This window comes from Jiella flava, assembly GCF_017349315.1.
In the GTDB taxonomy this organism is placed as follows: Bacteria; Pseudomonadota; Alphaproteobacteria; order Rhizobiales; family Rhizobiaceae; genus Jiella; species Jiella flava.
In genome coordinates, this window is record NZ_JAFMPP010000011.1 from 29,961 (window position 1) to 49,418 (window position 19,458).

Annotated in this window: 18 protein-coding genes; 11 read left to right on the forward strand and 7 right to left on the reverse strand. The window is 64.5% G+C overall.

The window, feature by feature from the left end:
• The 6 genes from odhB to lpdA all read left to right on the forward strand — a co-directional run bounded on the left by odhB (nucleotide 1) and on the right by lpdA (nucleotide 4,767).
• The gene (gene odhB, locus J1C48_RS12960; protein WP_207258285.1) at nucleotides 1–1,551 is read left to right on the forward strand and encodes a 2-oxoglutarate dehydrogenase complex dihydrolipoyllysine-residue succinyltransferase; all 1,551 of its coding nucleotides are present in this window, start codon (nucleotides 1–3) and stop codon (nucleotides 1,549–1,551) included.
• Between the two features lie 24 nt (nucleotides 1,552–1,575).
• On the forward strand, nucleotides 1,576–1,968 hold the full coding sequence (locus J1C48_RS12965) for a hypothetical protein (RefSeq protein WP_207258286.1): 393 nt from the start codon (nucleotides 1,576–1,578) through the stop codon (nucleotides 1,966–1,968).
• Nucleotides 1,965–2,282: a pentapeptide repeat-containing protein gene (locus tag J1C48_RS12970; protein WP_207258287.1), complete on the forward strand. Its 318-nt coding sequence runs from the start codon at nucleotides 1,965–1,967 to the stop codon at nucleotides 2,280–2,282. Before J1C48_RS12965 ends, J1C48_RS12970 begins: the two co-directional genes overlap by 4 nt.
• A 33-nt stretch (nucleotides 2,283–2,315) precedes the next feature.
• Complete coding sequence (locus tag J1C48_RS12975) at nucleotides 2,316–2,597, forward strand: Rossmann-fold NAD(P)-binding domain-containing protein (protein ID WP_207258288.1); 282 nt, start codon at nucleotides 2,316–2,318, stop codon at nucleotides 2,595–2,597.
• Nucleotides 2,594–3,196 (forward strand): hypothetical protein, encoded by a 603-nt coding sequence (locus J1C48_RS12980; RefSeq protein WP_207258289.1) that lies wholly within the window; start codon nucleotides 2,594–2,596, stop codon nucleotides 3,194–3,196. Before J1C48_RS12975 ends, J1C48_RS12980 begins: the two co-directional genes overlap by 4 nt.
• Before the next feature lie 161 nt (nucleotides 3,197–3,357).
• The gene (gene lpdA, locus J1C48_RS12985) at nucleotides 3,358–4,767 is read left to right on the forward strand and encodes a dihydrolipoyl dehydrogenase (RefSeq protein ID WP_207258290.1); all 1,410 of its coding nucleotides are present in this window, start codon (nucleotides 3,358–3,360) and stop codon (nucleotides 4,765–4,767) included.
• Between the two features lie 193 nt (nucleotides 4,768–4,960).
• Here lpdA and J1C48_RS12990 read toward each other — a convergent pair whose 3' ends face one another.
• On the reverse strand, nucleotides 4,961–8,113 hold the full coding sequence (locus tag J1C48_RS12990) for an efflux RND transporter permease subunit (RefSeq protein WP_207258291.1): 3,153 nt from the start codon (nucleotides 8,111–8,113) through the stop codon (nucleotides 4,961–4,963).
• Entirely contained in the window at nucleotides 8,110–9,309 is a 1,200-nt protein-coding gene (locus J1C48_RS12995) for an efflux RND transporter periplasmic adaptor subunit (protein WP_207258292.1), read from the reverse strand. The genes J1C48_RS12990 and J1C48_RS12995 overlap by 4 nt, the downstream gene beginning before the upstream one ends.
• A 91-nt stretch (nucleotides 9,310–9,400) precedes the next feature.
• Here J1C48_RS12995 and J1C48_RS13000 point away from each other — a divergent pair, with 91 nt between their 5' ends.
• Nucleotides 9,401–10,018, forward strand: a complete 618-nt coding sequence (locus J1C48_RS13000; RefSeq protein ID WP_207258293.1) for a TetR family transcriptional regulator — start codon at nucleotides 9,401–9,403, stop codon at nucleotides 10,016–10,018.
• A gap of 27 nt (nucleotides 10,019–10,045) precedes the next feature.
• Here the strand turns inward: J1C48_RS13000 and J1C48_RS13005 are convergent, their stop codons facing one another.
• The 3 genes from J1C48_RS13005 to J1C48_RS13015 all read right to left on the reverse strand — a co-directional run bounded on the left by J1C48_RS13005 (nucleotide 10,046) and on the right by J1C48_RS13015 (nucleotide 13,183).
• Nucleotides 10,046–10,420 carry a BLUF domain-containing protein gene (locus tag J1C48_RS13005; protein ID WP_207258294.1) on the reverse strand — a complete coding sequence of 125 codons (375 nt, stop codon included), beginning with the start codon at nucleotides 10,418–10,420 and terminating at the stop codon, nucleotides 10,046–10,048.
• A gap of 253 nt (nucleotides 10,421–10,673) precedes the next feature.
• Nucleotides 10,674–11,066 carry a DUF1850 domain-containing protein gene (locus J1C48_RS13010; RefSeq protein ID WP_207258295.1) on the reverse strand — a complete coding sequence of 131 codons (393 nt, stop codon included), beginning with the start codon at nucleotides 11,064–11,066 and terminating at the stop codon, nucleotides 10,674–10,676.
• Nucleotides 11,063–13,183 (reverse strand): TRAP transporter permease, encoded by a 2,121-nt coding sequence (locus tag J1C48_RS13015; RefSeq protein WP_425523505.1) that lies wholly within the window; start codon nucleotides 13,181–13,183, stop codon nucleotides 11,063–11,065. The genes J1C48_RS13010 and J1C48_RS13015 overlap by 4 nt, the downstream gene beginning before the upstream one ends.
• A gap of 300 nt (nucleotides 13,184–13,483) precedes the next feature.
• On the opposite strand from J1C48_RS13015, the gene J1C48_RS13020 reads away from it, so the two are divergent.
• The 3 genes from J1C48_RS13020 (at nucleotide 13,484) to J1C48_RS13030 (ending at nucleotide 16,915) form a co-directional block, all read left to right on the forward strand.
• Nucleotides 13,484–14,356, forward strand: a complete 873-nt coding sequence (locus J1C48_RS13020; protein WP_207258297.1) for a universal stress protein — start codon at nucleotides 13,484–13,486, stop codon at nucleotides 14,354–14,356.
• A gap of 376 nt (nucleotides 14,357–14,732) precedes the next feature.
• The gene (locus tag J1C48_RS13025; protein WP_207258298.1) at nucleotides 14,733–15,110 is read left to right on the forward strand and encodes a hypothetical protein; all 378 of its coding nucleotides are present in this window, start codon (nucleotides 14,733–14,735) and stop codon (nucleotides 15,108–15,110) included.
• Nucleotides 15,111–15,160: 50 nt separating this feature from the next.
• Nucleotides 15,161–16,915, forward strand: a complete 1,755-nt coding sequence (locus J1C48_RS13030) for a peptidoglycan D,D-transpeptidase FtsI family protein (RefSeq protein WP_207258299.1) — start codon at nucleotides 15,161–15,163, stop codon at nucleotides 16,913–16,915.
• A gap of 21 nt (nucleotides 16,916–16,936) precedes the next feature.
• On the opposite strand, the gene J1C48_RS13035 is transcribed toward J1C48_RS13030, so the two are convergent.
• Nucleotides 16,937–17,344: a MerR family transcriptional regulator gene (locus J1C48_RS13035; RefSeq protein ID WP_207258301.1), complete on the reverse strand. Its 408-nt coding sequence runs from the start codon at nucleotides 17,342–17,344 to the stop codon at nucleotides 16,937–16,939.
• Nucleotides 17,345–17,511: 167 nt separating this feature from the next.
• The gene (locus J1C48_RS13040) at nucleotides 17,512–17,853 is read right to left on the reverse strand and encodes a hypothetical protein (RefSeq protein ID WP_207258302.1); all 342 of its coding nucleotides are present in this window, start codon (nucleotides 17,851–17,853) and stop codon (nucleotides 17,512–17,514) included.
• 232 nt (nucleotides 17,854–18,085) lie between these two features.
• On the opposite strand from J1C48_RS13040, the gene J1C48_RS13045 reads away from it, so the two are divergent.
• The gene (locus tag J1C48_RS13045; protein ID WP_207258304.1) at nucleotides 18,086–19,027 is read left to right on the forward strand and encodes a nucleoside hydrolase; all 942 of its coding nucleotides are present in this window, start codon (nucleotides 18,086–18,088) and stop codon (nucleotides 19,025–19,027) included.
• The last annotated feature ends 431 nt before the right edge of the window (nucleotides 19,028–19,458 follow it).

Genomic DNA, 19,458 nt, shown 5'->3' on the forward strand with positions numbered 1-19,458 from the left:
ATGGCTACCGAAATCAAAGTGCCGACCCTCGGCGAATCCGTGACCGAAGCCACGATCGGCCAATGGTTCAAGAAGCCCGGCGACCGGGTTGAGCTCGACGAGACCATCGCCGAGCTCGAAACCGACAAGGTGACGGTCGAAGTGCCGGCACCGGCCGCCGGTGTCCTGTCCGACATCGCGGCCCAGGAAGGTGAGACCGTCGAGGTTGGGGCCGTTATCGGTGCGATCGGCGAGGGTGATGGCGCGTCGGCCAAGACGAGCAGTGCCAAGTCGGCACCCGCCAAGGCCGAAGCGAAGAGCGAGCCGAAAAAGGCCGAAGCCGCCGGCAAGCTGGTCGAGATCACCGTTCCGGCCGCCGGCGAATCGGTCACCGAGGCGACCGTCGGCGAGATCTTCAGAAAGGTCGGCGACAGCGTTTCGGTTGACGAGTCGCTGCTCGAACTCGAAACCGACAAGGCCGCGCAGGAAATTCCGTCGCCGGTGGCCGGCGTCATCCGCGAGATGGCGGTCAAGCCGGGCGACGAGGTCAAGGTCGGTGCGCTGCTCCTGAAGATCGAGGAAGGCGCGGCCGCCGGCTCCGGCGCTTCGGCGTCGGGCTCGGCCGCCGGTGGCAGCGGCACCGACGAGACCCCGCGCCGTCAGGATCAGGCTGAAGCGGGCCGTCCGCCGGCACCCTCGGCCGCCAAGCTGATGCGCGAAAAGGGCCTCAAGGACGGCGACGTCGAAGGCTCCGGTAAGCAAGGCCAGGTGCTGAAGAGTGACGTTCTCGACGCCATCGCCAAGGGCGGGGCGTCGTCGGCCAAGGATAAGCCGCAGCAGACGCCGCGTGCGTCGTCCGCGCCGGATGACGCGGCCCGCGAGGAGCGGGTCAAGATGACCCGGCTGCGCCAGACCATCGCCCGCCGCCTGAAGGACGCGCAGGACACCGCCGCGATGCTGACCACCTTCAATGAGGTGGACATGACCGCGACGATGGAGCTGCGCAAGAAGTACAAGGACCTTTTTGAGAAGAAGCATGGCGTGAAGCTCGGCTTCATGGGCTTCTTCACCAAGGCCGTCTGCCACGCGCTGAAGGAGATCCCGGCGGTGAACGCCGAGATCGACGGCAACGAGATCGTCTACAAGAACTTCTGCCATATCGGCATGGCGGTCGGCACCGACAAGGGCCTCGTCGTCCCGGTGATCCGCGACGCCGACCAGATGTCCATCGCCGAGGTCGAGAAGGAACTGTCGCGGCTTGCCAGAGCCGCCCGCGACGGCAAGCTTGGCATGTCCGACATGCAGGGCGGCACCTTCACCATCACCAATGGCGGCGTCTACGGCTCGCTGATGTCGACCCCGATTATCAACGCGCCGCAGTCGGGCATCCTCGGCATGCACAAGATCCAGGAGCGGCCGATGGCGATCGGCGGCCAGGTGGTGATCCGGCCGATGATGTATCTGGCGCTGTCCTACGATCACCGGATCGTCGACGGCAAGGAAGCCGTCACCTTCCTGGTGCGCGTCAAGGAGAGCCTGGAAGATCCGGAGCGGTTGGTCCTCGACCTTTAATCGGCGGACGGGAGGATCGCCGGGATGGAGACGCTGGTCCACCGCTCGGAGATCTTCCGCAATCTCGCGCTGACGGCCGCCGCCGCCGTCGGCGCCTCTCCGGCCTGGAAAAATGTCGGGCCGGGGACGACGCAGGCCGGAACGGCGGTCGTGCAGGCCGAGCTTGCCAGACGCGCGCATGTCATGGAGTTGTTCAACCGGGCCGCCGGGCAGCTCGGTGACGATAAAATGGAAGTCCGTCTCGCGGCGATCTATATTCTTGGCGAGATCACCGTCGATTTTCCGGATCTGTCGGGATCGGTCTTCAAGCTTCTCGAAAACCAGCTCGATCGGAAGATGGCGGATTTCGATGGCGGCCGGGCGCCGTTTGATGCGCGCGCGATCGCAGAGGTTGTTGCGAAGGAGGGTGAGCGATGAGTTCGATCGCTGACGATCAGGGTTCGCGCCTTCAGCACCAGTTCTGCTTCGAGGGGACGGTGCTGCGCACCCTGGATTTCACGGGCGTGAATTTGACCGCTGCAAATCTACGCCGCGCCGATGCCCGCGACTCCGTCTTCGTCCGGGTGAATTTTCACGACGCCGACATGACCGGAATCGATCTGCGCGGCGCCGATCTGACTGGCGCCAAGAACCTCACCATCGAGCAGCTGCAGAGCGCGGTGATCGACGAACACACCAAGCTTCCCGATTATACCGATCGCTCGCGGCTGACGCTCGCGCCGGCCGGTTGAGCCGGTGACCTTCAAGAACGGACTTTGATCGTCGTGTCGCAGCCCCCTTCAGATTTAGCTCCCGGCGTGACGGTCGTCACCGGCCGTTCGCGCGGCATTGGGGCGGCGACGGCACGCCTCGGCATGATCGCTGACTGCAACGCCTTGGGCGGCGTGCCGACCCAGTTGGCCGCCATGGCCTTCAGCCTGCCATTGCGCCGGGCCGGCACCGCCGACGAGGGGGCCCAAGCAATCCTCCTGCTTGCCTCCATCGACGTGAGCTATTCCACCGGCGCCATTCTCGACGTCTCCGGCGCAAGGGCCATCCTGCCATGAAAATTGTGAGTTCCGCTTCCCTTCTCTGCGGCGTTTTCGCGGCGTTAGCCGGCCCGATCGGCCCCGCGGCGGCCCTCGACACGTCGCTGCCCGCCGCGACGACGGCGCAGGCCAGCGCCCCCGACGCATCGCAGGCTGAGAGCGCTCCGGCTCCCAAATCCGACACAGCCGGCATCGACGAGGACTATCTCGATGACCGGTCCACGCCGGTCTCGTTGATCCGATCGCTCTATAACGCCATCGATCGGCACGAATATCTGCGCGCCTGGAGCTACTTTGCCGAAGACTCCAGCCGGCCGGACTTTGCGACCTTCGAGAAGGGCTATGAGACCACCGGCGGCGTGAAGCTGAAATTCGGCGATCCCTTGAGCGAGGGGGCGGCCGGTTCGGTTTACACCTCCGTTCCCACGGTGATCGAGGCGATCGGGACCGATGGGTCGGTCAAGGTCTTCGCCGGCTGCTACGTTACCCGTTTCATTCAGCCGGCTAACCAGGCGACGCCGCCGTTCGTGCCATTGCAGATCTCCAAGGCGACGCTGCGGCCGGCCCGCACCAAATTCGACGAAACCTCCGGCGACTGCGACGTCGGCGGCGATTGAGCGGCGGACCCTCCGCTCGCCGTCGCGCCGGACGGTCCGCCGGATCCGGGCAGGAGGTTGCATGGCCCGCGTTGCCGTTGGAAAGAAGCTCCCAACTTTTGCGGCGCCCGCCGGGCGTCTGATCCACTTGAACGCCAATCAGACCGAAAGACACATCTCCCATGGCTGACACCTACGATCTCGTCGTCATCGGCTCCGGCCCCGGCGGCTATGTCTGCGCCATCAAGGCGGCGCAGCTCGGGCTGAAGGTCGCCGTCGTCGAAAAGCGCAAGACCTATGGCGGCACCTGCCTGAATGTCGGCTGCATTCCGTCGAAGGCCCTCCTCTATGCCTCGGAATCCTTTGCCGAGGCCAGTCATTCCTTCGCCGAGATGGGCATCGAGGTTTCACCCAAGCTGAACCTCGCCACGATGATGGGACATAAGGACAAGACGGTGAAGTCGAATGTCGACGGCATCGCCTATCTGTTCAAGAAGAACAAGATCACCGGCCTGATCGGCGCCGGCTCGATCCGGTCGGCGGGGGAGGTCGTGGTCGCCAAGGACGACGGCTCGAGCGAGACATTGCAGACCAAGGCGATCTGCATTGCGACCGGCTCCGAGGTTGCCGGGATTCCGGGCCTGAAGGTCGAATTCGACGAGACCACCATCGTCTCCTCCGACCATGCCATCGCCTTGCCCGAGGTGCCGAAGAGGCTGGTCGTCGTCGGTGGCGGCGTCATCGGCCTCGAGCTCGGTTCGGTCTGGGCGCGGCTTGGGGCGCAGGTGACGGTGGTCGAGTATCTCGACAAGATTCTCGGCCCGATGGATGGCGAGGTCTCCACCGCCTTCCAGAAGCTGCTCGCCAAGCAGGGCCTGAGCTTCAAGCTCGGCGCCAAGGTGACCGGCGTCGACAAGGCCGAGACCGGCGCCAAGGTGACCTTCGAGCCGGTCAAGGGCGGCGAGGCCGAGACGCTCGAGGCCGACGTCGTTTTGGTGGCGACCGGCCGCAAGCCCTATACCGAGGGCCTCGGCCTTGAAGCCGCCGGCGTCAAGTTGGACAATCGTGGCCGGGTCGAGATCGATGGTCATTTCAAGACCAATGTCGACGGCATCTATGCGATCGGCGACGTGGTGAAGGGCGCGATGCTCGCCCATAAGGCCGAAGACGAGGGCGTGGCGCTCGCCGAAATCCTCGCCGGCCAGTCGGGCCACGTCAATTACGACGCGATCCCGTCAGTGGTCTACACGGCGCCGGAAGTCGCCTCGGTCGGCAAGACCGAGGAAGAGCTGAAGACGGCCGGGATCGACTATAAGGTCGGCAAATTCCCCTTCATGGCCAACGGCCGCGCCCGGGCGATGCTGCAGACCGACGGCTTCGTCAAGGTGCTGGCCGACGCCAAGACCGACCGCGTCCTCGGCGTCCACATCCTCGGCGCCGATGCCGGCGACATGATCGCCGAAGCGGCGCTGCTGATGGAGTTCGGCGGTGCCTCGGAAGATCTCGCCCGCACCTCGCACGCCCATCCGACCCTGTCGGAAGCCATGCGCGAGGCGGCCTTTGCCGCCTTTGCCAAGCCGATCCACATCTGACGGCTGGTTGACGACAGGCCTTGGCGTTTCGGGCTTCGATGTGAGACGCCAAGGCCATATGCCAAGCTGCCGATCCGCTCGCCAGGCGCCGGCGGGCAGTCATCCTCGGCCCCGAGCCGCGGCCGATAACGCCTTGGCAACAGGCGGGCGCCGGTCAGGGGGCGCCCGCCCATCTTGCGACGTCCGCGTCCGGTTATTCGGCCGGATGCGGCGCCGGAAGCTTGTCGGCCCGGTCCGCATGGCTGCCGGCTGCCGGCGTCTTGTCCCGTGACAAGAGACGATAGAACAACGGCACGAAGAAGATCGCGACGAAGGTCGCGGCCAGCATCCCGCCGATGACGCCGGTGCCGATCGAATGGCGGGAGGCCGAGCCTGCGCCGCTCGAGATCGCCAGCGGGACGACACCGAGGATGAAAGCGAGCGAGGTCATCACGATCGGCCGGAAGCGCAGCTTGGCGCCCTCCAGCGCCGCATCGAACGCCGTAAGGCCCTCTTCGCGCTTCAGGACGGCGAATTCGACGATCAAAATCGCGTTCTTCGCCGCCAGTCCGACCAGCGTCACGAGGCCGATCTGGAAATAGACGTCGTTGTCGAGGCCGCGCAGCCAGATGGCCAAGAGCGCGCCGAAGACGGCGAAGGGCACGGTGAGAATCACCGCGATCGGCAGCGTCCAGCGTTCATATTGGGCGGCGAGAATCAGGAACACCATCAAGATGCCGAAGCCGATGGCGATGGCGCCGGTGCCGCCGGCCTGGATCTCCTGATAGGCCGAGCCGGTCCAGGCGATCTTATAACCCGCGGGCAGGGTTTTGGCCGCGACCGCCTGCATCGCCGAAAGCGCCTGGCCGGACGAATAGCCAGGGGCCGGACCGCCGGAGATCTTCGCGGCATTGAAGGCGTTGAAGCGCTCGATGAGGTCGGGGCCGACGACGCGCTTGACGTGAAGCAGCGTGTCGAGCGGGATCATCGCGCCGCTCGACGACTTCACATAGACGAAGCGCAGATCCTCCGGCGTCTGGCGGAAATCCGCCTCCGACTGCAGCGTGACCCGGTAGTTGCGGCCAAGCAGGGTGAAATCGTTGACGTAGAGCGTCCCGAAGGTCGACTGCATGGTGGAAAAGATCGAGGCGATCGGCACGTTCAAAGCCTTGGCCTTCTCGCTGTCGACGTCGATCCGGTATTGCGGCACATTGGCCGAGAAGGAGGTGCGCACGCCGGCAAGCTCCGGCCGCTTGGCGGCCGCCGCGACGATGGCGTTGGCGGTCTTGAGCAGCGCTTCCGAGCCGCCGCCGCGCCGGTCCTGAACGAACAGGTCGAAGCCGCCGGTGGTCGACAGGCCCTGGATCGGCGGCGGGTTGAAGGCGAGCACCATGCCGTCCCGGATTTTGGCATTCATGCCGATCAGCGGGCCGACAAGATTGCGTGCGTCAAGCGACGGATCGGTGCGCTCGGACCAATCTTTCAGCGTGATGAAGGCAACGCCCGCCGAGGTCTTCTGCACGCCGGCGAGGAGATCGAAGCCGGCAAAGGCGGTGACGTCCTGCACCGCCGGATGCTTGCGGATATTCGCCACCACCTGGTCCATGACGTCGGTGGTGCGCTGCAGCGAGGCGGCCGGCGGCAGGATGGCGACGGCGAAATTGACGCCCTGGTCCTCGTCGGGGACCAGCGAGCTGGGGAGCGTCTGCATGAAGTGCCAGACGCCGAAGCACAGGGCGCCGAACAGCACCAGCGCCAGCACCGCCCGCCGCATGACGAAGGCGACGCCCGCCCCGTAGGCATTCGTGAGCTTGGCAAAGCCGGCATTGAACCAGCGGAATGGGGCGATCGGCTCGCCGTGGCCGGGCTTCAGGATCACCGAGCAGAGCGCCGGCGTCAGCGACAGTGCGACGATGCCCGAAATCGTCACCGAGACGGCGATGGTCAGCGCGAATTGCCGGTACATCGTGCCGGCGAGGCCGCCGAGAAAGGCGACCGGCACAAACACCGCGCACAAGACGAGGACGATGGCGATGACAGGCCCGGTGACCTCGCGCATCGCCTTGGCCGTCGCCTCCTTTGGCGACAGGCCTTCGCGCGACATGATCCGCTCGACATTTTCCAAGACCACGATCGCGTCGTCGACGACAATGCCGATGGCGAGCACCAGGCCGAACAGCGTCAGAAGGTTGATCGAGAAGCCGAAGGCGAGCAGCGCACCGAAGGTGCCGAGAATCGACACCGGCACGGCGAGCATCGGGATCAGTGTCGCGCGGAAGGACTGGAGAAAGATGAAGACGACGAGGAAGACCAGCACCATCGCTTCGATGAAGGTGTGGATCACCTCCTCGATCGAGGCCTCGATGAATTTCGTCGTGTCGAAGGGGATGGCGTAGGAAATGCCATTCGGAAACGACTGCTGCAACTCGCTCATGCGGGCGTTGACCGCTTCCAGCGTTGCCAGTGCATTGGCGCCCGGCTGCAGATAGATGCCGATCGGCACGGTGGGCGTGCCGTTATAGGTGGCGTTGAAACCGTAATCCTGGGCGCCGAGTTCGACCCTTGCGACGTCCTTCAACAGCAGCGAGGCGCCGTTCTTGTCCGACCGCAGGATGATGTTCTCGAAGGCTTCCTTGTCGGGCAGCCGCCCCTCGGTCGTCACCGAATAGGTGAAGGCAAGGGACTTGTCGGTCGGCGGCGCGCCGAACTGGCCGGCGGCGAACTGGGCGTTCTGGTCGCGGATCGCCTCGGCGACGTCGGTCGGCGTGAGGTCGTATTGGGCCAGCCGGTCGGGCTGCAGCCAGATCCGCATCGAATAGTTGCGGGCGCCGAAGAGCTGCGCCTCGCCAATGCCCGGCAGGCGCTTCAACTCGTCGAGGACGTAGAGCAGCGCGTAGTTCGAGACATAGGTCGCGTCGTAGCGCGGATCGCTCGACGACATGGTGATGACCGCGAGGATCTGCGAGGAGCGCTTGTTGACCGTGACACCGAGCCGCTGGACCTCCTGCGGCAGCGACGGCACGGCCTGCTGGACGCGGTTGTTGACGTTGATCGTCGCCTGATCGGGATCGGTGCCGGACGCGAAGGTCACTGCGATCGACGCCGTCCCCGTCGAGGAATTCGTCGATTGCATGTAGATCATGTTCTCGACGCCGTTGATCTGCTGTTCGATCGGCGCCGAGACGGTCTGGGCAAGGGTTTCGGCGCTGGCGCCGGGATAGGTGGCCGACACCACCACCTGCGGCGGCACGAGCTGCGGATATTGCTCGATCGGCAGCGCCTTCAGGGCGAGGACGCCACCGAGCGTGATGATGATCGAAATGACGACCGCGAAGATCGGCCGGTCGACGAAAAAGCGGGAATTCATCGTTTGGCCGTCTCCTTGGACGGCTGGCTGCCCGGCGTCGTGTCGCCATCTGGTTTGCCCGGTGTCGATCCCGCCGCCGGCGCCGTCGTCGGCTTGACCGGAGCGCCGGGGCGGACCTTGACGACGCCCTTGGTCACCAGCCGGTCGCCGGCCTTTAAGCCGGTCTTGACGATGTAGCCGCCGGGGATCTGGCGCCGGATCTCGATCGGCGCGACGGCGGCGACGTTCTCGTCGTCAAGGGTGTAGACGAAGGTGCCCTGCGGCCCCTGCATCAGCGCCTCGGCCGGAATGACGATCGCATCCCTGACCACCAGCCCGTTCAGCCGCAGCCGCACGAATTGGCCGGGCAGGAGACGGCTCTGCGGATTGGGCATGACCGCGCGCGACAGGATGGTGCCGGTGTCGCTGTCGATTGAGGTCGAGGTGAAGTCGATCCGCCCGGTCTCGCCATAGGACGAGCCGTCGCCGAACTGGATTTCGACCTTCAGATCGGTGGCCTTCGAGACGCCTTCGACGGCGCCGGATTCGACCATGTCGCGGATCGCCGCGGCTTCGGTGTCGGTGGCGGCAAAGTTCACATAGACCGGATCGATCTGGCTGATCTTGGTCAGGAGATCCCCACTCGACAGAAGGCTGCCCTCCGGCACCTGTTCCAGGCTGGTAATGCCGGCGACCGGGGCTTCGACGGTGGCGTAGTCGAGGGAGAGGGCCGCCGTTTTCAGCTGGGCTTTTGCGGCTTCGAGCTGGGCTTCGGTGAGTTCGCGGGCCGAAACCGCGTCGTCGAGGGTCGCCTGGCTGGAGGCGCCGCTCTTGGCCAGCGCGCGGGCGCGCTCCTCGCTGCGCCGCGCTTGGCCAAGCTGGGCCTCGGCCTGGGCGACCTGAGCGCGGGCAAGCGCCACCTGCGCCTGATAGCTCGCCGAATCGATGATGAAGAGCAGATCGCCCTTCTTCACCCGCGCGCCCTCGTCGAATTTGCGGGCGAGCAGAATGCCGCCGACCCGGGCCCGCACCTCGACCTCGCGCGAGGCGACGACGCGGCCGGGATAGTCGTACGTGACCGGCACGGTCTGGGTTTTGAGCGTTTCGACGCTGACCTGCGGCGGCGGCATTTGCGGCGCTTGGGCGGCGGCGGAAAGCGGCATGAACAGAACGGCGACGGCGATCCACATGTCTCTGCGGAGGATAAGCAATGGCATCAAAAGACTTTCGGGACCGACAGGACGAAGCCGCCCATGTTGCTTTGCATCAAACATACATGCGTGTATGTATAGGTGCAAGGAGGCCCGTATGCGACGAACCAAGGAATGCGCGGAACAAACCCGCGAAGCGATCATCGACGCTGCGGAGCATTTGTTTTATTGCCAGGGCGTCGCCGCGACGACCTTGGCGCAAATCGCCGCCGAGGCCGGGCTGACAAGAGGCGCGATCTATTGGCATTTCGCCAACAAGCTCGATTTGTTCATGGCGATGCAGGCGCGCGCCCGTCTGCCGAAAGAGCGGTTCTTCGCCGTCGCGGACCTGCTTGGTGCTCCGCATCTCCTCGATCGGTTGCTGGAGCGAACGCTGGAGGTGCTGCGCTTTGCACCGACCGACGAGCGCGGCAAGCGCGTTTTCACCATCTTGTTGCTGCGCTGCGAATATATCGGCGAAATGCAGGAGGCTCTGACCAGCATCCGCCGCAGCGACGATGAATTTTACGATCGGATCGAGCGGGTTTTTGCCAAGGCCGAGGCGGAGGGCACGCTGTCGCGGAACTGGTCGGCAAGAGGCGCTGCAAGCGCCTATTGCGCGGCGGTCCATGGATTGTTTTCGCTGTGGCTGAAGACCGAAGAAGCCTTCGATCTCGTGGAAACCGGCGTGCCGATGCTCGCGGCGCTGTTTCAAAGCTTCAAGTCAGAGACGTGACGCGACGGGCGGCGGGCTTTCCCGTCGTCAGCTCACTCGGCCAAACAGCGGCACCGCTGAGCTGTCGCCGGCGCCGTAACGCTCTTCGATCGTCATGGCGATCATGAACAGGTCCGACGGTGTCATCCGGGTCAGCCCGAAGCCTTCGAACTGTGAGGCATCGATGTCGGCGCGCGATTGCAGCACCACCCCGGTGTGGCGCCGATCGGACTGGATGCGCAGATAGAGTTCGTCGACCTCGGTAGCAGGCCCTTGCAGGATCTGGGTGATCATCCGACCGTCAAAGGCGATCGCGCCGCAGATCTGGCGCTCTTCGTTGGCTTGCCGGGCATGGGCGAGGATGCCGGAAAACTCGTCTTGGGTCAGCTCGTTCGCCATGCTGGTGTAGGAAATGTGCCGCATCGACGCCTCAGGCAACAACGACGCGGAGGAACCCGCGTCTCGACATCGTCGGCGCGCGACGTTTCAGCCGCCTCGCCGATCCAAGCTGTCAAAATCTCTGCATGAGTTGGGCCCGAAAGATCGGTGATCGTCCGGATTCATGCCTCGGAAGATGGCGCTAACCCACGTCCCGTCCCGACATCAGCCCATCGCGGCGAAAGGTACGAATTACGCGACGTTAAGTCTACCCTGTCGCAGCGGACGTGCGACGGCGTTACGGCGTTTTTGTCACGCTGTAAGCGGCGGGCGCCGCGCACCAGCGGATGTGGATCGGCGCGGTTTGGGTCTGTCCAAGGTTGCGGCATGGCCGTCCCTTGGCGCAAAATGTCCAGCCGCTGACGGTCCCGCCGGAGGCGGCGAGCACCAGCTCGGGGATCGGCGTTCGATGCAGCTCATAAACATAGGCGCCGTCCAAAAGTCGAGAGTTTTCCGGGGGTTCCATGCCGGCACCGGATCCCTCGATCCGCCCTTCGATGACCGTCAGCCCCTCCGGCCCCGCCCGCCAATGTTCCTCCCAGCGGGTCTTTTCGACCGAATGCGTCCAGGCCAGGGTGAAGGCCGAAGCGGCGATGGCGATCGTCTTGCCGGCGGTGAGGATGCAGATCATTCGGCCGGCCTTGTGGCGCGACGTTTTGTATCAGGCGTCGGCGTGCCGGCGCGCTCGGCGCGCACCGTGTGAAGATGCAAAGCGATGGCGGCGACGGCGAGACCAAAGCCGATTTCGTCGGTCAAGGGCAGCGCGGCGATCAGCGTGAAGGCGGCCGCCGCCGCGATCAGGCGCTGCCACCAGCGCATCGGGCCGATCAGATAGCCGATCGCCGCCGCGCCCCACAGGCCGATGGCAAGGCACGCCTTCACCAGGATATAGGCGACCGCCAGCGGATAGCCGATCTCGGCCGCCAGCGGCCCGCCGTCCTGCAGCATCAAGGCCGGCGTATAGACCGCCATGAACGGAATGACGAAGCCGGCGAGCGCCACCTTCACCGCCTCGAAGGAGATGCGCAGGCCGGGAGCCTTGGCGATCGGCGCGGCGGCGAAACAGGCGAGCGCCACCGGCGGCGTCAGGTCCGCCAGGATGCCGAAATAGAAGACGAACATATGGGACACGATCAGCGGCACGCCGAGGGCGAGCAGCGCCGGGCCGGCGATCGACGAGGTAATGATGTAGTTTGGGATCGTCGGGATACCCATGCCGAGGATCAGGCAGGTGATCATCGTCAGCACCAGCGACAAGAACAGCGAGGTGGCGCCGACCGAGACGATGAACTGGCCGAAGGTGTTGGCGACGCCGGTGAGCGTCATGGTGCCGACGATGATGCCGACAATGGCACAGGCGATGCCGACCGGCAGGGCGGTCTTGGCGCCGTCGGCAAGCGCGTCGCGCACCGCGATCAGCGTTTCGCGCCCGCCCTTGAGGAAGGCGCAGGCGACGACCAGCACGGCGATCGCCACGACGATCGGCATGATGCCGTATTCGAAGAAGGCCGCGGCCGAGAGGCCGATGACGATCCAGAACACGATGCGGATCGCCAGGCCCGGCATGCGGGTGGCGAGCGGCGCGCCCAGAATTAGCAGAGCGGTCAAGGCGAGGCCGATCGTCCCGGCATAAAGCGGCGTGTAGCCGGCAAACAACAGCCAGACGAGGACGGCGAGTGGCAGGATCAGATACCAGCCGGTCTTCAGCGCGCCCCAGGCGGACGGAATATCCTCCTTGGCGAGCCCGAGAAGGTTCCGCTTGCCGGCTTCCAGATGCACCATCCAGAACACCGAGGCGAAATACAAAATCGCCGGGATCAGCGCGGCGGTCACCACCTCGGCATAGGCGACGTTCAGCGTCTCGGCCATGATGAAGGCGACGGCACCCATCACCGGCGGCATGATCTGTCCGCCCATCGACGACGTCGCTTCGACGCCGCCGGCAAATTCCGGCCGGTAGCCGAAGCGCTTCATCAGCGGAATCGTGAACTGGCCGGTGGTGACGACATTGGCGACGCCCGATCCCGAGATCGTACCCATCAGGCCGGAGGAAAACACCGCCACCTTGGCCGCGCCGCCCTTGGCGCCGCCGACGAGCCCGAGGGCGACGTCGGTGAACAGCTTGATCATCCCGGCGCGCTCGAGGAATGAGCCGAACAGGATGAACAGGAAGATGTAGCTCGACGAGACATAGGTCGGGATGCCGTAGATGCCCTCGGTGCCGAACGCCATGTGATCGATCACCTGCGAGAATGCATAGCCGCGGGTGACGAAGGGCGAGGGCAGATACTGGCCGAACAGGCAGTAGGCGAGGAACAGGCCGGCGATGATTGGCAGCGCCGATCCCATGATCCGCCAGGTGGCGACGAACAGGACGGCGAGGGCCACGACGCCGACGACGGTGTCTTGCAGGAGCGGCGAGCCGGCTCTGAAGATCAGCGCCTTGTATTCCCACCATTGATAGGCGGCGACCGCCATACCGCAGAGGCCGAGCAGCCAGAACAGCGCTCTGACAGTCTTCGGCTCCCGTTTGACCGCGGCGACCAGCGGCAGGCCGAGCAGGCAGAGAAAGCCGACATGCGCGGCGCGCACGATCTGGCTCGGCAGATCCCACAGATGCGCGGCGGTGAGGAGCTGGAAGGTGGAAAAGGCGATGGCGATCAGGAAGAGCATCTGCCCTTCGCGGCTGACCGGAAAGCTCGAGGCGAGAGGATCGTGCAGCTCGCGCCGCTCCTCGGGCATTGCCATGTCGTCGGCCCGGCCTCCCGTTTTCGAACCCTGTTCGCCCATGCCGGCGGTCCCTCCCAAGACGTCAGGCGCGAAGAGTAGCCTTGGCGCTCAGCGAGCGCAAACGCCGCATCCGCGGCGAAGTTGATGGCGAAATCATGGATTGTGCCGATAGGGAATGCATAGCCGGCGCGGCGGTTCGGGCCATGGTTTTGCCGTGGTGATGCGGTTGCCATCGCGCACGCTTTGGGATCATGCTGGTTTCGATGCGGCAGCGCCGGAGCGGCCAATGGCGTCGACTGTCAAATCGAGTGAGGGCGGATGAAAGCGATCCTGGTGCCGGCGGAAAGCCATGGTGATGGCGAACACGCCTTGCGGATGGCGGCTGAGGTCGCCCGCCGGTTTGCCGGCCATGTCGAGGCCTTCGCCCTGCAAATGCCGCCGCTGGTCAATCTCACCTGGGATCCGGCGGGTGTCGCGATCATGAACGGTGCCGACTTCGATCACCGCCGCAACCGCGACGAGGCACGCGAGCTCACCGAGCGGGTGATGCGAGAGGCCGACGTGCCGATTGCGCCGGGCGAGGGCGACGGTGGCGCCGAGGCGTTGGCGGGAGTGAGCGCTCGGAGCGGGCCGCGCTGGTCGTGGAACGACAAGCCGATGGCCGGGGACGCGTTTCTCGGCTGCTATGGGCGGGTTTTCGATCTGACCGTCGTCGGCCGTCCGAGCCCGGAGGGTGCCTCGATCACCTCGCTGGAATCGGCTTTGTTCGAAAGCGGTGGGCCGATTTTGATCGCGCCGCCGATGCGGCTGGAGACAGGCTTTGGCGAGAGCATCGCGGTTGCCTGGAACGGCTCCAGCGAAACCGCCCGCACCATCGCTTTCGCCCGACCGTTTTTGCGAATGGCAAAACGGGTCGTCGTCCTGGCCGACGATGGCGGGCTCGGTGATCAGCCGTCGGGCGCACTGGTTCAGCGGCGGCTTGCGGCGAGCGGTCTCGACGTGGAATTGAAGCTGCTGCCATCCGGCGGCATCCGCTCCGGCGAGACGATCCTGGCTGAAACCCGGGCGCTCGGCTGTGATCTCTTGCTGAAGGGCGCCTACACCCAGAGCCGCCTGCGGCAGATGATCTTCGGCGGGGCGACCAGCGGCATTCTCGCCAAGGCCGATCTGCCAGTGTTCATGGCTCACTAGCCCTTTGAATCGACGCATCGTGCGTTGCCGAAAATCGATTCCGATTTTCGGGCCGATGCTGCAGAACGAAATGCGATCAGCCGGAATCGCTATTCCGCTCCAAGCCCTTGTTTTACCGCATGATGGGATCCGAAACGTCATGCAACGTTTCGGCATCATGCTCTCATGCCGCTTTCACGGATGCGTGTCGATCGTTTCCAACAACGACATGAAGGGCGCCGCACGCCGGTATGGTTTCGTAGAGGTAATCGAAACTATCGCAACGTAAGATAATTTTAACCAAAGCCGAGGACAGTCCGATCTCTGGCACGAGACGACGACGACGGCGTGCGGCCCAACGAGGCGAAAGATGGATCTGTCGAGGCTTATCGCGTGCGTGGCGGTTGTTCTGGCGATGGGCGGCAAGAGTGCGGTCGCGCAAGACCCTGTCATCGATCCGGCCGGACCATTCCGGCTCGGCGAAGGGTTCGCCGATGAACCGGCGACCTGCGCCAGCCTGCCGGCCTGGATCGAAAAAGCGCCGGATTACGACGGTCGAATCAGCATGACGATCACCGGGCCTTTGCGGGAAAGTCATTGGGATGGCGCTCTGGCCTATCTCGTGATGTGCGATCCGAAGGGCGTCGAGGTGACCTGCGTGACCTACGCTCCGCATGTGATCGATCCCGCCAAGAGCGTGATGCTGGCCGGCGGCTATCGTCACGTCGGCGCCAGACGGGTCATTCTCGATCCATGCCTCGCCTATGACGAGTAGCCTGCAGGTGACGAGCCGCCCTGTCTGATCCGCCCCGAGACGAGACCATCATGCGAAATGCCTCCCGAATCATCATTGGCGTCGTCGCCTTCGCGGCGGTCTATGCGGTCATCTTCCTGCGGCTTGCCCAGTTCGGCATGAGCGAAACCGGCGACGATGCACCGGTCGCCTTCAGCCCGTCGGTCGCCCGGCCGGATATCCTCGATCGCAACGGCACGCTGCTCGCGGTCGATCTGCCGACCGGCTCGGTCTATGCCGAGCCGAGCCGCATCGTCGATGTCGATGAGGCGGTCGAAAAGCTGACCAGCGTTCTGACCGATCTCGACGCCGCCAAGCTCTATCGCCAGCTGTCCAACAAAAAGGCGCGTTTCACCTGGATCCGGCGCAAGATCACGCCGGCCGAGCGGCAGGCCATCTTCGAGCAGGGTGTTCCGGGCGTCGGCTTTCGCGACGAGACCATGCGGCTTTATCCGAACGGGACGAATGGCGCGCATTTCCTCGGTGCGGTCAATGTCGACAATCGCGGCATCGCCGGCATCGAGAAGTGGATCGACCAGCAGGGCTTGGGCGATCTGCGCCAGACCGGCATCGACTTCAAACGGGAGGGGCTGGAGCCGGTCCAACTCAGCATGGACCTGCGCATCCAGCACGCGCTGCGCGACGAGCTGGCGAAGGCGGTCGACAAGTTCAGCGCCATCGCGGCCTCCGGCCTTGTCCTCGACGTCACCAATGGCGAGGTGATCGCGCTCGCCTCGCTGCCGGACTTCGATCCAAACCAGCCGGCCGACGCGTTGAAGTCGGATCGCATCAACCGGATCAATGTCGGCGTCTATGAGATGGGCTCGACCTTCAAGGCGCTGAACACCGCCCTGGCGCTGGAGTCCGGGCAATTCAACGTTCATTCGGTGCTCGACGCCAGCCGGCCGCTGCAGTTCGGTCGCTTCCGGATCCACGACTTTCATGCCGAGAACCGGCCGCTGTCGATGCCGGAGGCGTTCATCTACTCGTCGAATATCGCGATGGCCCGGATGGCGACGCAGATCGGAATTGACAGCCAGCGGCGGTTCCTGAAGCGGTTCGGCCAACTCGACCGCCTGACCACCGAGCTGCCGGAAAGCGCCAGCCCCATTCTTCCCAGGAACTGGCAGATCCTCAATACGGCAACGATCTCCTTCGGCCACGGTCTCGCCGTCACGCCGCTGCAGGCCTCGATGGCGGTCGCGGCTCTTGTGAATGGCGGTAATCTCATCCGCCCGACCTTCATCAAGGGCAGGGAGGTCGCACCGCGCCTCTTGGGCCAGCATCTCGTCTCCGATCAGACGGGCGAGGCCCTGCGCTACATGATGCGTCTCAACGCCGAGGCGGGCTCGGCCCGCAAGGCGGAAGTGCCGGGCTACTACATGGGCGGCAAGACCGGAACGGCGGAAAAGGTGGTCGGGGGCCGCTACTCCAAGGACAAGGTGCTGACCTCCTTCATGGGTGTCGTGCCGGCCGAAAAACCCCGCTATCTCTTCCTTGTGATGCTCGACGAGCCGAAGGCGCTGAAAGAGACCTATGGCTTTCGCGCCTCGGGCTGGAACGCAGTGCCGGTCGCCGGTGGGGTGATCAAGCGGATCGTGCCGATGCTCGGCATCGCGCCATCGGCGGCGCCGCGCGATCCGTTTCCGCAGACGGTCCGGGCCCGCGCCTTCGGCTGGGAGCATTTCGTCGGCCACGACATCACCCGCGGGCTGCCTTCGATCGAAGCCTCCTGGGCGGTGCCTGTCCGGGAAGAAAACGACGTGCCGGAAGAGATTCAGCAGTAGCGCCTGGGGCCGCCGCGGCTCTCAGTCGCTCTCGGTCAAGTCCGGGCAGCGCTGCGCCGCGAGTTTGCCGTCCAGTTCCGTCAGCGTCTTCTCCATCAGCCGCATCATCCGCTCGAGCTCCTGGCTCTGCTCACGCAGGATCTGGCGCTGCGACACCAGGCGCGATTTCAGGGCGACCCAACATTCGGGACGGTCCCCCGGCATTTCGTGAAGATCGACGATCTGCTTCACCTCGGTCAGCGGAAAGCCGAGCGTGGCAAATCGGGCGATCAGCTTCAGGCGATCGCGATCCTCGCGGGAATAGATGCGCATCGAGCCGAGGCGAGTCGGGCGGATCAGCCCCCGCTCCTCGTAAAAGCGCAAGGTGCGCAGGGTCAGGCCGAACTCAGCCGCGAGCTCCTTGATGAAGAAGGTGTCTCTGTCCGACATGGTGCGATCACTCGCTGACCTTCAGGGTTGGCAGTGCGACGGCCACTCGGTGGGTCGACCGAGTGTCCGCGGAACGTGCACGGTTTTATCATGAACAATCACATTTGCGATGATAAATGCACCGAAGTGAACTATTTTGCCGCGCTGCGCGTGACAGCATCGGCCACCTATTGCCGAACGGCAAGGCTGACGCGTTCGGCGGCTTCGCCCTCCGAACGCCAGGCGAGGCGAAAGAACGGTTCGAGGAACCGCTTCCACGACTCGTCGATGAAGGTGACGGCTAAGCAGCCCTTGTGATCCTGCATAGCGATGACGACGCGTCGCGGCAGCCGGCGGCCTTCGACCATCAGAAACAGATTCTGCGCCATCGCATAGGTGCGGCGCAGGCGTTCGATGCGATCGGGCTCGTCGTCCTTAAAATGGGCTTTCAGGATCGGGACATACTCGGCAGCGAGTTGGCGGTCCTGAAAGCTGTCACCCTCGCCGAGATGCCAGTCTTCGAGTGTCATGGGGCATCATTCCTCAATGGATAATACAATCTATCAGTGTTTAAAATTTTGTCTTCTCTTTATGAGTGTCGATTACGCGATCCTGACTTCCGATACGGCAGATTGCACATGAATCCCGATATCCGGTCAATGCCATGGCAAAGCCCGCTGAAACTTGGCATAGCAGGCGCAAAAATGCCGGTGGCGGCGCTCGATTGTGTGCGTTCACCACCTCAAACGGAGATCGAACCCCATGGATCAACGCGCGGTCATTTTCGACACCGATCCGGGTCAGGACGATGCGATCGCAATTTTGACGGCGCTCGCCTCGCCTGAACTCGATGTGCTCGGCATTGTGACGGTGGCCGGCAACATTCCCCTGGCGCTGACCACGAAGAACGCCCTGAAGCTGGTCGAGCTGGCCGGCCGGACCGACGTTCCGGTCTCTGCCGGCTGTGACCGCCCCCTAAGCCGCGCGCTCGTCACCGCCGAACATGTGCACGGTCAAACCGGGCTCGACGGGCCCGATCTGCCCGAGCCGCAGACCAGGCCGGCGGACGGGCACGGCGTCGACTTCCTGATCGAGACGGTTCGGGCGCGGGCGCCCGGCACGGTGACGCTGCTCGCCCTCGGGCCGCTCACCAATGTCGCGCTGGCCTTCGCCAAGGCGCCGGACATCGCCACGCGGCTGAAAGAACTCGTGCTGATGGGTGGCGGCTATTTCCAGGGTGGCAACATCACCCCGACGGCGGAATTCAATATCTATGTCGATCCGGAAGCCGCCGCGATGGTGTTTTGCTCCGGCGTCGCGCTCACCGTCCTGCCGCTCGACGTCACCCACCAGATGCTCTCGACCCGGGAACGCATTGCCGCCTTCAAGGCGATCGGCAACAAGGCCGGTGAGGCGGTCGCGGCGATGCTGTCCTTTTCCGAGCGCTTCGACGTCGAGAAATACAACTGGGAAGGCGCACCGCTGCACGACCCCTGCGTCACCGCCTTTGTCCTCGATCCGTCGATCTTCAAAGGGCGGACGATCAATGTCGAGATCGAGACCAGCAGCCCGCTGACCCGCGGCATGACCGTCGCCGATTATTGGGGCGTCACCAACCGGCCGAAAAACGCGCTTTGGATCCGCTCGGGCGACGCCGATCGCTTCTATGCGCTGCTGACCGAGCGGATCGCACGGCTGCCTTGAGGCCGTGCTTGGCGCCGTCTTTGCTGAACCCGCCGCGCCGTCGCTTGCGTCGCCCATCGTCTCGCGCGCCGTGCGTCCGATAGAACGCACCAAGGGCACGCGATCTTGTTGATTGGACGCACCGGCCTGGAAATCGCTTCCGATTTTTGGCGACGTATGATGCTAAAAATCAAGACCTTAGAGCATCCCTCGGGCGTCCTGAAAGATACGCGGTGCTCTCCGAGACAGGGCGGGATTAGGACGCGACCGACCCGACCATCCCTCTCTCCAGGCCGGAAGCGCGATCAAGGCCACGCAAAAGGGCTTGGACGATGCTGCCTGCTCGCCAGCGAGTGAGAGCGCATAATGGCGCGTGTCCATGCACTTGGCTCATCTTCGCCAGAAACTCAATGTTCATAAGATGCAAGGGGCGATGTTCATTCGAATTTTCG

What these genes read in the sequence shown, in the direction of transcription:
- J1C48_RS13000 (WP_207258293.1), top strand. Translation starts at nt 9,401, where the DNA reads ATGCGACGAACCAAGGAATGCGCGGAACAAACCCGCGAAGCGATCATC.
- J1C48_RS13020 (WP_207258297.1), top strand. Translation starts at nt 13,484, where the DNA reads ATGAAAGCGATCCTGGTGCCGGCGGAAAGCCATGGTGATGGCGAACAC.
- J1C48_RS13045 (WP_207258304.1), top strand. Translation starts at nt 18,086, where the DNA reads ATGGATCAACGCGCGGTCATTTTCGACACCGATCCGGGTCAGGACGAT.
- J1C48_RS13005 (WP_207258294.1), bottom strand. Translation starts at nt 10,420, where the DNA reads ATGCGGCACATTTCCTACACCAGCATGGCGAACGAGCTGACCCAAGAC.
- lpdA (WP_207258290.1), top strand. Translation starts at nt 3,358, where the DNA reads ATGGCTGACACCTACGATCTCGTCGTCATCGGCTCCGGCCCCGGCGGC.
- J1C48_RS12990 (WP_207258291.1), bottom strand. Translation starts at nt 8,113, where the DNA reads ATGAATTCCCGCTTTTTCGTCGACCGGCCGATCTTCGCGGTCGTCATT.
- J1C48_RS13015 (WP_425523505.1), bottom strand. Translation starts at nt 13,183, where the DNA reads ATGGCAATGCCCGAGGAGCGGCGCGAGCTGCACGATCCTCTCGCCTCG.
- J1C48_RS12995 (WP_207258292.1), bottom strand. Translation starts at nt 9,309, where the DNA reads ATGCCATTGCTTATCCTCCGCAGAGACATGTGGATCGCCGTCGCCGTT.
- J1C48_RS13040 (WP_207258302.1), bottom strand. Translation starts at nt 17,853, where the DNA reads ATGACACTCGAAGACTGGCATCTCGGCGAGGGTGACAGCTTTCAGGAC.
- J1C48_RS12980 (WP_207258289.1), top strand. Translation starts at nt 2,594, where the DNA reads ATGAAAATTGTGAGTTCCGCTTCCCTTCTCTGCGGCGTTTTCGCGGCG.
- J1C48_RS12965 (WP_207258286.1), top strand. Translation starts at nt 1,576, where the DNA reads ATGGAGACGCTGGTCCACCGCTCGGAGATCTTCCGCAATCTCGCGCTG.
- J1C48_RS13035 (WP_207258301.1), bottom strand. Translation starts at nt 17,344, where the DNA reads ATGTCGGACAGAGACACCTTCTTCATCAAGGAGCTCGCGGCTGAGTTC.
- J1C48_RS13010 (WP_207258295.1), bottom strand. Translation starts at nt 11,066, where the DNA reads ATGATCTGCATCCTCACCGCCGGCAAGACGATCGCCATCGCCGCTTCG.
- J1C48_RS13030 (WP_207258299.1), top strand. Translation starts at nt 15,161, where the DNA reads ATGCGAAATGCCTCCCGAATCATCATTGGCGTCGTCGCCTTCGCGGCG.
- odhB (WP_207258285.1), top strand. Translation starts at nt 1, where the DNA reads ATGGCTACCGAAATCAAAGTGCCGACCCTCGGCGAATCCGTGACCGAA.
- J1C48_RS12970 (WP_207258287.1), top strand. Translation starts at nt 1,965, where the DNA reads ATGAGTTCGATCGCTGACGATCAGGGTTCGCGCCTTCAGCACCAGTTC.